The organism is Moraxella equi, assembly GCF_002027555.1.
Lineage (GTDB): Bacteria > Pseudomonadota > Gammaproteobacteria > Pseudomonadales > Moraxellaceae > Moraxella > Moraxella equi.
On sequence record NZ_MXAP01000113.1, the window covers coordinates 29,980 to 43,485 of the forward strand.

12 protein-coding genes and 2 pseudogenes are annotated in these 13,506 nt (G+C 45.4%); 8 read left to right on the forward strand and 6 right to left on the reverse strand.

Features of this window, described 5'->3' with window-relative positions; genetic code table 11:
- Positions 1-127: 127 nt before the first annotated feature.
- From B5J93_RS10635 to B5J93_RS10650, 4 genes are all read left to right on the forward strand, one after another.
- Positions 128-832 (forward strand): FFLEELY motif protein, encoded by a 705-nt coding sequence (locus tag B5J93_RS10635; RefSeq protein WP_079326350.1) that lies wholly within the window; start codon positions 128-130, stop codon positions 830-832.
- An 83-nt stretch (positions 833-915) separates the two neighbouring features.
- Positions 916-1,797, forward strand: a complete 882-nt coding sequence (gene ubiE / locus B5J93_RS10640) for a bifunctional demethylmenaquinone methyltransferase/2-methoxy-6-polyprenyl-1,4-benzoquinol methylase UbiE (protein ID WP_079326351.1) — start codon at positions 916-918, stop codon at positions 1,795-1,797.
- Between the two features lie 204 nt (positions 1,798-2,001).
- Positions 2,002-3,633: an ABC1 kinase family protein gene (locus B5J93_RS10645; RefSeq protein WP_079326364.1), complete on the forward strand. Its 1,632-nt coding sequence runs from the start codon at positions 2,002-2,004 to the stop codon at positions 3,631-3,633.
- A gap of 21 nt (positions 3,634-3,654) precedes the next feature.
- Positions 3,655-4,719, forward strand: a complete 1,065-nt coding sequence (locus B5J93_RS10650) for a hypothetical protein (RefSeq protein ID WP_079326352.1) — start codon at positions 3,655-3,657, stop codon at positions 4,717-4,719.
- 67 nt (positions 4,720-4,786) lie between these two features.
- Here B5J93_RS10650 and B5J93_RS10655 read toward each other — a convergent pair whose 3' ends face one another.
- From B5J93_RS10655 to B5J93_RS10675, 5 genes and pseudogenes are all read right to left on the reverse strand, one after another.
- A complete protein-coding gene (locus B5J93_RS10655) occupies positions 4,787-5,074 on the reverse strand; it encodes a YeaC family protein (protein ID WP_079326353.1) in 288 nt (95 codons plus the stop codon).
- Positions 5,075-5,096: 22 nt separating this feature from the next.
- A pseudogene (locus tag B5J93_RS10660) lies at positions 5,097-6,622 on the reverse strand (helicase HerA-like domain-containing protein).
- 118 nt (positions 6,623-6,740) lie between these two features.
- Positions 6,741-7,676, reverse strand: coding sequence for a bestrophin family protein (locus B5J93_RS10665; protein WP_079326354.1), 936 nt, complete (start codon positions 7,674-7,676; stop codon positions 6,741-6,743).
- Positions 7,673-8,470: a purine nucleoside phosphorylase YfiH/LACC1 family protein gene (locus B5J93_RS10670; protein WP_079326355.1), complete on the reverse strand. Its 798-nt coding sequence runs from the start codon at positions 8,468-8,470 to the stop codon at positions 7,673-7,675. Before B5J93_RS10670 ends, B5J93_RS10665 begins: the two co-directional genes overlap by 4 nt.
- Before the next feature lie 118 nt (positions 8,471-8,588).
- A complete protein-coding gene (locus B5J93_RS10675) occupies positions 8,589-9,638 on the reverse strand; it encodes an RluA family pseudouridine synthase (protein ID WP_079326356.1) in 1,050 nt (349 codons plus the stop codon).
- A 138-nt stretch (positions 9,639-9,776) separates the two neighbouring features.
- Here B5J93_RS10675 and B5J93_RS10680 point away from each other — a divergent pair, with 138 nt between their 5' ends.
- The 4 genes and pseudogenes from B5J93_RS10680 to B5J93_RS10695 all read left to right on the forward strand — a co-directional run bounded on the left by B5J93_RS10680 (position 9,777) and on the right by B5J93_RS10695 (position 12,525).
- Positions 9,777-10,847 (forward strand): outer membrane protein assembly factor BamD, encoded by a 1,071-nt coding sequence (locus B5J93_RS10680; RefSeq protein WP_079326357.1) that lies wholly within the window; start codon positions 9,777-9,779, stop codon positions 10,845-10,847.
- 106 nt (positions 10,848-10,953) lie between these two features.
- The gene (locus tag B5J93_RS10685) at positions 10,954-11,301 is read left to right on the forward strand and encodes a PilZ domain-containing protein (protein ID WP_079326358.1); all 348 of its coding nucleotides are present in this window, start codon (positions 10,954-10,956) and stop codon (positions 11,299-11,301) included.
- Between the two features lie 118 nt (positions 11,302-11,419).
- Positions 11,420-11,934, forward strand: a pseudogene (locus tag B5J93_RS10690) (adenine phosphoribosyltransferase).
- A 42-nt stretch (positions 11,935-11,976) separates the two neighbouring features.
- Positions 11,977-12,525: a GNAT family N-acetyltransferase gene (locus B5J93_RS10695; protein ID WP_079326359.1), complete on the forward strand. Its 549-nt coding sequence runs from the start codon at positions 11,977-11,979 to the stop codon at positions 12,523-12,525.
- 338 nt (positions 12,526-12,863) lie between these two features.
- Here B5J93_RS10695 and B5J93_RS10700 read toward each other — a convergent pair whose 3' ends face one another.
- Entirely contained in the window at positions 12,864-13,391 is a 528-nt protein-coding gene (locus tag B5J93_RS10700) for a TIGR03915 family putative DNA repair protein (protein ID WP_228144929.1), read from the reverse strand.
- Between the last annotated feature and the right edge of the window lie 115 nt (positions 13,392-13,506).

Genomic DNA, 13,506 nt, shown 5'->3' on the forward strand with positions numbered 1-13,506 from the left:
GGACTGGCTCTGCACGCCTTGTGAAAAACAATACCATCAAGTCCCACAAACACAACCTTTTAACCCAACTTTTAACTCAGCCTTAACCCATTTAACCCCACTTTAACCCACCAACAAAATTAACACCATGTCCCAAATCCAGACCCTAGTCGATATGCTAAAAGCCTATCAAGCCCTACCCCATCACACCAACCCTGCCCTAAAACAGGCACTTGGTGACGTGCAAGCATGGCAAAAGGCTCGTATCAAACGAACCAATCACGCCCTATTTACTGATGGCAAAACCGCCCCACTTGCCAATTATCTCATTGAGCGGATTTATGGCGATGATGATTTTGACGTGCTTGCCGACCAGCTTCTGACCGCAGGGACGAACGCCCTAAACGGCTCGGGCAAACTTGAAAAGCTCATCCCCACCAACGCCTTAGGGGCAGGCGTGCTTGGCGTGCAGTCGGCAGTTCATGCCATCCGTCTTGATTTGGCATTGGCAACGTCCTTACTGGCTGACTTTGGCGAGCGTTACGCCAATGGGGGCATTGATGACACGCTCATGCATGACGTGTATCGGCACGTCAATGCCAAAGACGAACGCATCGCCCAAATCCACACCATCAAAGACGTGTGCGAGCAGTCTTATAAATATTTTAATTCTTTTATTCTACAAAACGCCTTTAAACTTGCCAAAGGCATGGCATACGATAACGGCTATCAGCTCCTATACGACTTCATCGGGGACGGCTTGGTTGCCATGGCACCCCTAAAACGCATTGATGATTTTACCGTGCCGTTTGTGGCAAATGAGCTTGTCGTTATTCATGAAATTCATGAATGAATTTTTAATTTTCCCAAAACACGCCCATTCTTGCCCAAATTAGCGTATAATAAGGGCGTGTTTTTAAATTTGGAAAAATAGCCATGACCGACAACGACTTCACCAATCCTAACATCCTACCCACAGGCAAGCCCCAAGGACAATCCGCCATGCAAACCCCTGCCAATGGCGAAACCGCCCACGCCAACACCCAAACTGACAACCGCTATTCTGAAAACATTGGCGAAACCACCCATTTTGGTTACCAAACCGTCAATGCCCACGACAAACAGGCAAAAGTCGGACAAGTATTTACATCGGTCGCCACCAAATACGACATCATGAACGACTTGATGAGCTTTGGCATTCACAGGCTTTGGAAGCGTTTTGCCATTAAGATGAGTGGCGTGCGTGCAGGACAAAGTGTCCTTGACATCGCAGGCGGTACAGGCGATTTGGCAAAAGTATTTAGTAAAGAAGTCGCCCGCTCGGGTCGTGTGGTCTTATCCGACATCAACGAAGCCATGCTGGAAGTGGGTCGCACACGACTTATCAATGCAGGGTACAACAACGTGGATTTTGTGCTTGCCAATGCCGAAACCTTAGAACCCTTTGCTGATAATTCGTTTGACTTAGTTACCATCAGCTTTGGACTGCGTAACGTTACCGACAAACAAAAAGCCCTAGAAGCCATGTGGCGTGTGCTAAAACCAGGCGGACGACTTTTGGTGTTAGAGTTTAGCAAGCCTGTATTTGAGCCGTTGTCAAAAGCGTATGATTTGTACTCTTTTACCGCCCTACCGCTCATGGGGAAGATTGTTGCCAATGACAGCGAAAGCTATCAGTATCTGGCAGAGAGTATCCGCATGCACCCAGACCAAGCCACGCTAAAAGCCATGATGGAACAAGCAGGGTTTGTCAATTGTGATTATCACAATCTCACAGGCGGTATCGTGGCAGTACATCGTGGCTTTAAGGCTCGTTGATTTTTTATATCATTTAACTTCAAATATACTCGGGCGTGGAAAGCACGCCCCTACAAAAGCATTTTAAAATTGTGGGCGAATGTCATTTACCCCTACAATCCATTTAAAATTAAAGGTTTTAAATGCCTGCCCCGAAAGGTAGATTTTACCCATTTGCCTTTTGTCTTTTTAAACCCCCTTTTATCAAACCCATTTTACCTAACCATGCTCATCTCTTATAAAAACCGCCTGTTTGACCTATATCGCATTTGTGCCAAATACCGCCTTGACACGCATTTTGCGGACGTACCAGAGCTTGCCCCCTTGGTACGGCTCATCAAAATGCACCCTGCCAGTATCGGCAAATCGCACAACCCATTGGGGGTCAAGCTCGCCTTAGAAGAGATGGGAACGCTGTTTTTAAAGCTCGGGCAACTGCTCTCCACCCGCTCTGACCTACTGCCCCCTGACATCATCGCCCAATTATCGCTACTACAAGATAAAGTCGCCCCCTTTGACGTTGAGATTTTAAAACGCGAAATAGAACACCCCAAAACAGGGCTGGGCAAGCCAATTGGTGAGATATTTAGCCGATTTGATAAAAAGCCACTCGCTGCCGCCAGTATCGCCCAAGTGCATACCGCTTGCTTGCCTGACGGTCGAGAAGTGGTCGTTAAAGTCGTCCGCCCCGACATTCGCCCTGTCATCATCAAGGATTTTGAACTGCTTCGGGAGCTGGCAGGCTACCTATCAGCTCGTATGGAGTCGGCTCGGGCGGTGCATATCGCGAGTATCGTGGAAGACTACCGCCAAATCATGCTAAATGAGCTTGATTTGACCTTGGAGTCCGCCAACGCCACTCGCATGAGAGCTAACTTCACAAACTCGCCACTCATCTATATCCCCGAAGTCTATATGGCAAACAAGTCGGTCATGGTCTCGGAGCGGATTTTTGGTGTGCCGATTAGCCAGACGGATAAATTTGACGCCTTGGGCTATGACCGTGCCGTCCTTGCCAAAAATGGCTTGACGATATTTTTTACCCAAGTGTTTCGGGATAACTTTTTTCATGCCGACATGCACCCTGGTAACATCTTTGTGGAAACCCTGCCAGACGGTCAAGCGGTGGCAAATCCACGCTATTTGGGGCTAGATTGTGCGATTATGGGGCAACTTGCCCCCGATGACCAGCTCGTTGTCGCTCGTATGCTCCTATCGGTCATGAATGGCAACTACACCACGCTGGTGGACATCATCAGCCACGCAGGGTGGATACCACCGTCCGCCGACAAGCACGCTCTTATCGCAGACATGGCTCGCACGGTCAGCCCCATGGTGTCTAAGCCCATGAGTGAGCTTGATTTTGCGGGGATATTGTTTGAGATTTTAAACATCGCTCGCCGTCATCAGATGAGCATACCGCCACAGCTTATGCTACTGCTAAAAACGCTCGTCCACGTGGAAGGGCTTGGGCGTGAACTATATCCTGACCTTGATATTTGGTCGCTTGCCAAGCCGATTTTGACCGATTGGGTAAAATCACAGCTTGACCCCACACGTCTATTGAATGATTTTTATGACAAATTGCCCGAGCATCTACTGTCCGCCACTGACCTGCCCAAACTTACCACCCAAAGTATCCAATCACTTGCCACGCTTGGCGGACGACAGGAAAAACAACTAAGAGAAATCCAAGCCCTACGAGCCGATTTTTTAAACCAAAAACGCCATGACTGGATGGCGTTGGGCGGATTTTTTGCCTTTATCGCCATTGGGCTGACCGTGCCGATTTGGTGGGTGGGCGTGGTGTTTCATGTATTGGCATTGGGGTTTGTGGCGTGGCGGGTGTTGGCGTGATTTTTATCAAGGTTAAATAATATGACATACTTTATTTTAGGCAAAGATTCCTATTTGGATGCACAAGAAACTTATAGCAATTTTTTGCAGGATGATAATTATATCAAACTATATAGAGGCTCGGACTTAAAAACAATTGCTGATATTTTTAACAAAGAAATACCAACAAACAGACCACTTCAACAATACTACCGCGAACTGTCTGATGAAATATACAAGATAGGTTGCAAATCCAATGCCTTTATTAATCAACATCTAACCATACAACAATATGGGCATACAGATAAGTCTATGTTTGAATTGAAATGCATAGAAAGAACAGATAGCGAAATATTTGAAGGTATTTTTGAGAAACTCAAGATGCATATCATTGAAAACAAAAACCCCCAAAAAAAGTCAGTTGAACCATTTAAGAAAAACAATGTTGATTTTTGTGAGCAACTAAAAAAGATAGATAATGGTCATATAGAATTAATTAGCAACCTATCACCTAACGAGAAGATATTAATTCGTGATTATTATCTAGCACTTCTACATCGCTTATATTATAGGGACTTTCATAAAATAAGCCCACTTTTATCAACCTCTGAAAGCAAAGAAGAAACTTACCACTTCCTAAAAAGCGGACAAGAGAAAACTCACAGTATTATTTTTGAGTACATGCTTCCCAAAGATCCAGACTTACTACACATATATGCTATACCACACACCATAACAGAAAATGCAAAAATTATTCAATTATTAGAAAAAAGTAGCCTGCCAATCATTAAAGAGTTCCCTTACAAAGAACAAAAGGAATATAGCATTAAAAGAAGGCTTTTCTCTCATTTAATGCTTAGCATATCTTTTTATGATAATGAATATGGCAATGACAAGCCTTACACAATAATAAACCCTAGCATTAACAATTTTAATGTAGAACTAGGCATATTTGACATCAATCAAGAAACCTTTTTTGCAGATATTATAAAAACTAACTATTGTCAATATACTGAATTTTTACATGAAGATCGGATTTTTCACTCCCAAAAAATTTCAAACGATTTGCCAAATAACGTAGAAATTTTCATATTTCCCGATTCTTAATTAATAATAGCAGTACCACACCCACCAACCCTTTAAATAAAAAAGGCGACATAACTCGCCTTTTTAATCACTTAAACTTCACAGGTCGCTCGGCATTGGGATAATGATGTTCATGCTCGACATCACACTCTTCACCCACCGTTGCCCCCTTATCATCCTTAGGCTTTTCAATATAGCCTGTGCGTTCTTCTACGGACAGGTACTCATGCTCCCACACCATGACCGCTTGCATACAGGTTTGGCGTTGTTCGTCCGTTAGGCGAACGCCATTATCCCATTTGCCAATCTCAATGGCGGTGCGGAATTTGGCGACGATTTCGGGGGTTAGGCTGTTTAGGATGTCTTGTTTGTTCATGTTTAACCTTTTTGATTTTGGATTATTTAAGTAAGTTTTTTATCACACCCATCAGTCCACGGCTGATTGCTCGGGTCGCTTGCTTATTCAACTGACTGCCCAGTGCATCCGCCACATCATACGCCATGCCTTGATTGCGACTTTTACGCCCGCCTGACAGACCACCAATAAAACCATCTAACGCCCCCAGCTCTTTTTTGTCTGATGATTGGGCTGATTGGCTTTTTGCCTTGTCTTGTTCTGCCTCTGCTTTTTGGGCAAGCTGTTGGGCTTCTAGTTGTGCCAAAGCCTCAAATGCCGAATGGTTATCCACACTGTCTTTATAATAGCGATACAGCACATCGGACTCAAAGCTGGCTCGGCACTCTTCGGCTGTCAAAGGCGACAAGGCAGACGCAGGCAGTAGGATATAGGCACGCTCGACCACGTTTGGCATGCCTTTTTCATCCAAAAATGAGACAAGAGCCTCGCCCACACCAAGCTCGGTAATGGCACTGGCGACATGCAAATTTGGGTTGGTGCGAAACGTATCGGCGGCCGCTTTGACTGCTTTTTGGTCTCGTGGGGTAAAGGCTCTTAGGGCATGCTGAACACGATTACCAAGCTGTCCTAATATCGCATCGGGCAAGTCAAGCGGGTTTTGGGTCACAAAATACACCCCCACCCCCTTAGAGCGAATCAGTCTGACCACCTGCTCCACCTGCTCTGTCAGAGCCGATGACGCGTTGTCAAACATCAGATGAGCCTCATCAAAGAATAAGACAAATTTGGGCTTATCAAGGTCGCCCACTTCGGGAAACCTCTCAAAAATCTCTGCCAAAAACCACAACAAAAACGCACTGTACAGACGGGGCGAGAGCATGAGCTTTTGGGCATTTAGGATATTAATCACGCCCCGACCGCCCTCGGTCTGCACCCAGTCTTCTAGGTTCAGCTCAGGCTCGCCAAAAAAGTCATTACCCCCTTCACTCTCTAACTGTAAAAGCTGACGCTGTATCGCCCCGACACTCGCTGGCGAAACGTTACCATACTGCGTGCGATAGGTTTTGGCGTTATCAGCGACGTGCGTGAGCATGGCTTTTAGATCTTTTAAATCTATCAAATGCCATCCGTTGTCATCTGCCACCTTAAAGACGAGATTTAGTAGCCCCTCTTGGGTGTCGTTTAGGTTTAACAAGCGAGCCAGTAGCATTGACCCCATCTCACTAATGGTAACACGCACGGGAATACCGTCTTTGCCGTACACGTCCCAAAACCGCACAGGAAACCCTGTTAGATGGTCATCGGTCATGCCAAATTCTTGCATACGCTCCAATCTTACCGCTTGCCACGCCTGCACGACTAAGCCCTGATAAGTCGCCTTTGACATCCACCAAAAAAAACTGGCACACCTGCACGGCTAAAACCCTCTGCCATGGTTCTAAGCGTGACGGTCTTACCCGTGCCTGTCGCCCCTGCGATGAGTCCATGGCGGTTTGCCATGTTGCCTAAGAGATTCATTTGGCTGGCGGTGTCAATCGTGCGAGCAATGGGAAATGTGGTCATAATGTGCCTTTTGGTAAGTGTAAAAGTATGGATGAATTTTGGTGAGTTATCCAAACAGCCATTATACTTATCTTTTAAAATAAAGTAAATTTTATCCTAAGTAAATGCCCATCTGACTGTATCACAAAAAATTAAATCGCCCATCATCGCCCATCGCCTGTGGCAAATCATCCGTCGCCACGCCCATGAGTGCTAAGGTCTCACGCTCTATCAGCCGTGTAATCGTATCTAAGGGCAAATCATTTTGTGCCATGCCAAACGGCTCTTCTAGCTGACTGCTTAGCTCGTCTAGCCCCAAAAACATATAGGCAAGCAGTCCCACCAAAAACGGCGTCCAAATCCCCAGTGCCGACTCAATACCAAACGGCAACATCCAGCAAAAACAAAACACCGCCCGATGAAGTAGCACCGAATAAACGAGTGGCAAGGGCGTACTACTGATACGGTCGCACCCTGCTTGGATATTACCCATTTCGATGATGTGGCGTTGGATACTGGTGTAGATAATGTCGCTGATTTGTCCTGATTTGACAGCATGGATAAGACGGTGTTGCATTCGCTCTAACACCACCTGTGGGACGTTGATGTGCTGACGAATGAGCATATTTAACTCATCTTTATCTTCATCATCAATATCCAGATAATCGGCAAATCTCTCCACAGGCAGTTTTTGATGACGTAGGCGGTCTCTAAATAAATTGACAAAAATCAGCATATCCACGAATATCGCTCGCCTGTCATCATCATGTAAAAAATGACTGTCCCGACTCAGATGACGGGTATTGGCAATCAAAGCACCCCACAATTTTCGCCCTTCCCACCATCTGTCATAGCAAGCATTGTTCCTAAATCCCAAAAAGATGGACAGCACCACGCCAAACACCGTAAAGCCGACCGCAGGGACGTTTTTGACGGTGTAGAGCTGATAATGCGACAAGCCCCACGCTATCATAGACACCGCCATAAGCAGGATTATCATCGGTAGCACTTTGGGCAGTATCGTGCCATGCCACATGAACAGCAGTTTTAGGCTGTTGTGTTTATCACGGACTATCATAACTTAACAATCACAGTCGCCATACGTCCTGTGGCGGACTTTTTGGCGTGGGTTTGCTGGCGGTATGAATAGTATTTGGGATTAGCATAACTACACGGAACGGTATCGTTTATGACCGTAATATTTAAATGGGACAGTTGTAATTTGGTTAATTTTACAATATCAACCAAACATTTATCATCATCTTTATCCGTGATAATCTGTTGATATAACTCATCAACTGTCAATGCCACTAAGGTTTTATCACTCACTTGGCTGATGATGTCATGGGCTAGGGTTTTGTTAATTTCATAATTATCATGGCTGATACACGCCCCGATGACGGCTTTGATGTTGGTTTTATTGGTAAAATTTTCATAAGTATTTTTAATAATGCCTTTGGTTAGCCCCTGCCAACCTGCATGAATACAGGCGATTTGACTATTCTCATTATCCACACAATCATCATTAAAAAGAGCAATCGGCACGCAGTCAGCGGTCATGATAGACAGTCCCACGCCTGCCTTGTCGGTGATGAATGCGTCTGCGTCTTGGGGGGATATGGCACAGCTAGTGTGTGCCACAATGTCGCTGTGGATTTGGTTTAGCCAGTGGATTTGGCTTATTTTATCATTTGTCAGTTTATTTAACTTATCCAGTAAAGTCATGCGGTTTGCCAAAACTTGCTCGCTGTCATCGCCAACGTGCAATCCTGTGTTAAATGAACCGTATAAATCATCGCCCCATTTGTCAAACTCGCCTGCATGGGTTTGAATGATGAGTACATGGTCGTTTTGGTATAATATATCAAACATGATAATCCTGTTAATTTTTAAATTTGATTTTGGATAAATTGGTAGAGGCAAATTGCCATTTGCCCTTGATAAATCAACCAATTATATAACGTTGAAAATGGCGTTTTGTTTTATAAAACTATTCTTGCAAAATCCCAATCATCTTAACCATATCAGACGGCATATCACGACTAAACACCAACGCCTTGCCTGTGGTCGGGTGGATAAAACCGAGCTTGTGGGCGTGCAAGGCTTGACGGGGGAAGTCTATCACCGCTTGGCGAGTGGCAGGAGCAAGACCCGATTTGGGCAGGCCGCCATAGACCTTATCGCCAAGCAGGGCATGACCGACATGGGACAGGTGTACACGGATTTGGTGGGTACGCCCCGTCTCCAAGCGAACATGGAGCAAGCTATAATGCGTACCCAGTGGCGTGGCGGATAGGATGTGCGTGGTGGCAGGTTTACCGCCGTCCGTTACCGCCATCTTAGTGCGATGAATGCGGTGTCGCCCTATCGGTGCGTCTATCGTGGCATGGCGTAAAATGTCGCTTGGCACACCTGTGGCGATACATTGATACTCCCGATAAACCGATTTGTCTTTTAGTTGCTCGGTCAAATCAAGCTGGGCGGTTTTGGTGCGTGCGACAATAAGTAGCCCTGATGTATCCTTATCAATGCGGTGAACCAGTCCTGCCCGTGGCAAGTGGGCATTATCAGGATAATGACACAATAGGGCATTGACCAGCGTGCCTGTGCGATTGCCCGCCCCAGGGTGGACAACCAGACCGACAGGCTTATTTATCACAATCACGTCATCATCGGCATAGACCACGTCAAGGGGGATATTTTCGGGCAAATCTTCGCTGTGATTGTCAAGCGTGGCGGATAGGGTCAAAATATCGCCTAGCTTGACACGGTATTTGCTTTTTTGGGGCGTATCATTGACAAGCAGACTTTCATCATCAATAAAGCCCTGTATCTGCACTCGGGAAAAACCATCAAACACGTCTGTGGCGATTTTATCTAGGCGTGTGCCGATGTCAGATTCGCCAACCGTGTGGCTTTTTATCAGTGGACTTGGCGAACCTGTCTCGGCAAATTCATCATCATTATCATTTAAACTGGATAAATTAGACAAATCAGATAAATCGTCATTGGTGGTCTGATTAAAAGCATGCTCTCTCATGATTATGTTTAAATACTTGGAAAAAAATAAGCCATTTTAGCATTTTTTGTTAAAAATAGCCGATTTTATTTTGGTGTTGTTCATTCTTAAAATTTTGTGGTAAACTATTTCAAATTTTTATTGTAATTTGGACAAAAAATGAACAAAACCACCAAACTGACCTTATCCGCCATCATGACATCCGCCATCATGTTGTCTGGCTGTTCTACCATTAAAGGTATGGTAAAAAAAGACAGTGAAGTCGTACAAAGTGCCGAACAATCCGAGATGGGCTACTATCAAGATGCCCAAAACGCCCTTGAAAAAAACCGTTATAACGAAGCCATGAGTGCGTTAAATAGCTTACGCACGTTTTATCCGACAGGGCAATATGCCGAGCAGGCGTTGCTGGATTTGATTTATGCCCAATATCGTGCCAACGACTTTGAAGCGGTAACCAAAAGTACTGCCGAGTTTATCCGCTCCTATCCAACCAGTCGCCATGTCGATTATGCTCTATACGTCCAAGGCGTAACCAACATGGGCGGGGCTCCCAAAGCCTCCCGCTTATTTAACCTTGACCAGTCCCAACGTGATGTATCCTACCTGCGGTTGGCATTCCAAGATTTCTCCAATCTCATCAAGCACTTCCCAAACAGTGCCTACGCTCCTGATGCCGCCCAGCGTATGAGGGCGATTTATAACGACTTTGCCGAGCATGAACTGGTCGCCGCTCGTTGGTATGTCAAGCGTGATGCTTATGTCGCCGCCGCCAACCGTGCCAAATGGGTGTTTCAGTACTTCCCCCAATCGGACGGTGTGCCAGAAGCCATCGCCATCTTAGCACACAGCAATGAGCAGTTGGGACTGACCGACACCGCCAACCAATACAAAACCCTACTCCAAATCAACTACCCCCAATACCTTGGGGCAAATGGGCAGGTCAATATCGGCAACAGCCAGTCTTTTGCCAAAAAAGCCTTGTCATCGATAAGCTTTGGTAAATTTGGACGTGCCAAAGACACCCCCACCTATCAAGGCGGTCAGTATAACGGTGCGACACGCACACAAATCATCACCTCCGCCCAAGCCCTCTCCCTGCCCCAAGCAAGCCCTGAAAGTGCCGACATCGCCACACCAAAACCTGCCGACACACGCAACACACGCCGTATCGGTCTAGGTCTGCCTGCCGATGAAGCCGAGGCAGGTAACACCAACCAAACCCCCTAACATCATCGCATTTGACCGCCAAAAATCTACCTTTTGGCGGTCAGTTTTGCCAAATCATGGTGTTGATGATAAAATTGGTTTTATTTTTTGATTTTTAGGAAAAGCTATGGCAATGCCTGTTCGTGGCGGTATTCTAACCTGCAATATCGCTGACACCCAAACCCTATACAGCAGTTATCTCTCTTTTGTCGCTCATGGTGGTATTTTTGTGCCGAGTGCCAGAAAGCACAGCCTTGGCGAAGACGTGTTCGTGGCATTTACCCTGCCCGGCTCTACCGAACGCTATCCGCTTAACGGCAAAATCGTGTGGCTTAATGAAAAAGGCACGCCCAGTAAGCCTGCTGGTTTTGGCATGCAGTTTGGTACCGACCCTAACAGCCTAAAACTCAAAAACGAAATCGAGCGACTGCTTGCCGGTGAAGTAGAATCCACCAAACCCACTTATACCATGTAAGCGTTGCGGGCAATATTGTTAATTACACGATTATTTGTTATAATTATAAAAGGTAAGCACGGATTTTATTCGTGCTTTTTTATGGCAATTTTTTAAGATAAATTTTTAAAGACAACTTATGAAACACTCACATCCTTTTTGGCAAATCATTCGCACCGTTCCCAATTTTCCCAAAGCGGACATTGATTTTTATGACATCACGCCCCTGCTGTGGCATGTTGATGAACTCATTAACGAGCTTTTAAACGCCCTACCTGATGGCATGATTGATGAAGTAGAATGCTTTGCCACCACCGAAGCACGGGGCTTTGTCATCGGCAGTCTGCTATCAGGACGTACTGGCAAACCGCTCCTGCTCATTCGTAAAGCTGGCAAACTACCACCCCCTGCCATCGCCAAAGCTATGACCTAGAATACGGCACCGACACCCTAGAAATCAAAGCAGACGCCCCTAAATCCAAAGTGCTACTGGTTGATGACGTGCTTGCCACTGGCGGGACGTTAAAAGCAAGCAAACTTCTGTGCAAGCAAGCAGGGCATGAGGTGCTTGGGGCATTGGTACTGCTTGATTTGCCAAAGTTGCACGGCGATATCGGCATGGATACTTATGCCGTGATGAATGATGTGGACTAACAACCAAAGTTTTTAGCTCGTGCTCAATCTTACCCTGACAATATGCAACCACCCAACACCATCACTTTTGAGCAACTAAACTGGATGTCGCCCTACACTCAGCAAGCCAAGACGATTTATCACCAAGCGTTTGGACATACCAAACATTTGCCTTTTTGGTGCTTACGTCTAAATACCCTACGTCCCAACGTGCAATTTTGGGGATTAGTCGTCAGCGGTCATCTGACAGGCTGGCTGTATCTGCTTGTAGGGCGTGATACTGTGTACATTTATTACTGTGCCATAGACAAATCCTTGCGTTCACTGGGTTATGGATCAGTCATGATGGACTGGCTAAAACAGCAATTTCCTCACCACTTATTGGTGTTAAACCTACCCTTGCCAGACGGTCATGAGAAGCAACGCACCGCATTTTATTGGCGACATGGGTTTCGTTATGCTAACTTTTACTACACTGAACATGGCTTATCATCTAATGTGATGGTGCATGGAGGTCATCTTAGTGCTACGCAGTATATCGCTCTATTACGCCCTTTTACTTTTTACTGCTACCCCATTCGCACGGTGCCACGCTCAGACCAATCCAACTGATTGGAACACATCTGCCATTGGTGGTGTTTTATCAATATTTGGCAAAAGCTTGGCAATTTAGGGCGTGTTAAATGTTGATAACACTTTTACAAAATACACCCCATTCTCAACTTTTTATAAATGATTGATTTATCAAGGGCGAATTGCAATTCTCCCGTACGGTTTCAAAGCAAACATTTAATAATCCATCAGTGACAATTTTAAGTTAAAATTGAAGTAAGATATGGTGAAATTTAACATTTTAATCAATTTTTGCATAAAATGGCTAGGCTTAACACATTCTAAAAGCCGATAAAGCAAACTTTCTTGGTAAATTACAGCTTTGCCCTTTTGTCTTATTAACGTTTTTTCTTCAAAAACTCTTCATCGCCACGCACTTGTTTCTCAGACAGATATCGCCAATAACGAACGGGCAGATACTGCTTATGTAGCTTGGGATTGATACGCTCTTTGATGGTTGCATTGGCAAAATATCCCTGCCAAAATCGCTGATAACGAGCCTCATCATCACTCCACACCGAGCGACTGTCTGCCAATACATCATCATCAATCCCAACAATCATCTGCACGTCTGCATCGCCCTGCCTTGACAAAATGCCATAGCCTCGCTTGATGTCATAAATGGCAAAATCTTGGTCTTGATAGCGTGCCTTAAAATGATTGGTGATGAGTGGCAAAACATTAAAATCGGGGTTGATTTTGGCAAAATACACCCCGTCTGTGGTATGCTCAAAGCGGACAAAGGCTTTCATGCGGTGTCGCTCTCGCCCGACTGATTTGACCGTTTGGTGTAGAGCCATGACATCGGGATGGGCGTGGTCTTTTAGGATATTTTTTGTGGGATTAACTATACCAACCGAACCCAAAATATGCTACAATACCCCTATGGCATACTCAGATGATTTTAGACAACAAGTACTAAGGCAACTAAATTGTGGTAAAACCTACCGACAGCTTGCCGAAGAGTACAATATCAGCACC

Bases quoted from the DNA above. Each gene is read 5' to 3' on its own strand.
- B5J93_RS10635 (WP_079326350.1), top strand. From the start codon at position 128: ATGTCCCAAATCCAGACCCTAGTCGATATGCTAAAAGCCTATCAAGCC.
- ubiE (WP_079326351.1), top strand. From the start codon at position 916: ATGACCGACAACGACTTCACCAATCCTAACATCCTACCCACAGGCAAG.
- B5J93_RS10645 (WP_079326364.1), top strand. From the start codon at position 2,002: ATGCTCATCTCTTATAAAAACCGCCTGTTTGACCTATATCGCATTTGT.
- B5J93_RS10650 (WP_079326352.1), top strand. From the start codon at position 3,655: ATGACATACTTTATTTTAGGCAAAGATTCCTATTTGGATGCACAAGAA.
- B5J93_RS10655 (WP_079326353.1), bottom strand. From the start codon at position 5,074: ATGAACAAACAAGACATCCTAAACAGCCTAACCCCCGAAATCGTCGCC.
- B5J93_RS10665 (WP_079326354.1), bottom strand. From the start codon at position 7,676: ATGATAGTCCGTGATAAACACAACAGCCTAAAACTGCTGTTCATGTGG.
- B5J93_RS10670 (WP_079326355.1), bottom strand. From the start codon at position 8,470: ATGTTTGATATATTATACCAAAACGACCATGTACTCATCATTCAAACC.
- B5J93_RS10675 (WP_079326356.1), bottom strand. From the start codon at position 9,638: ATGAGAGAGCATGCTTTTAATCAGACCACCAATGACGATTTATCTGAT.
- B5J93_RS10680 (WP_079326357.1), top strand. From the start codon at position 9,777: ATGAACAAAACCACCAAACTGACCTTATCCGCCATCATGACATCCGCC.
- B5J93_RS10685 (WP_079326358.1), top strand. From the start codon at position 10,954: ATGGCAATGCCTGTTCGTGGCGGTATTCTAACCTGCAATATCGCTGAC.
- B5J93_RS10695 (WP_079326359.1), top strand. From the start codon at position 11,977: ATGCAACCACCCAACACCATCACTTTTGAGCAACTAAACTGGATGTCG.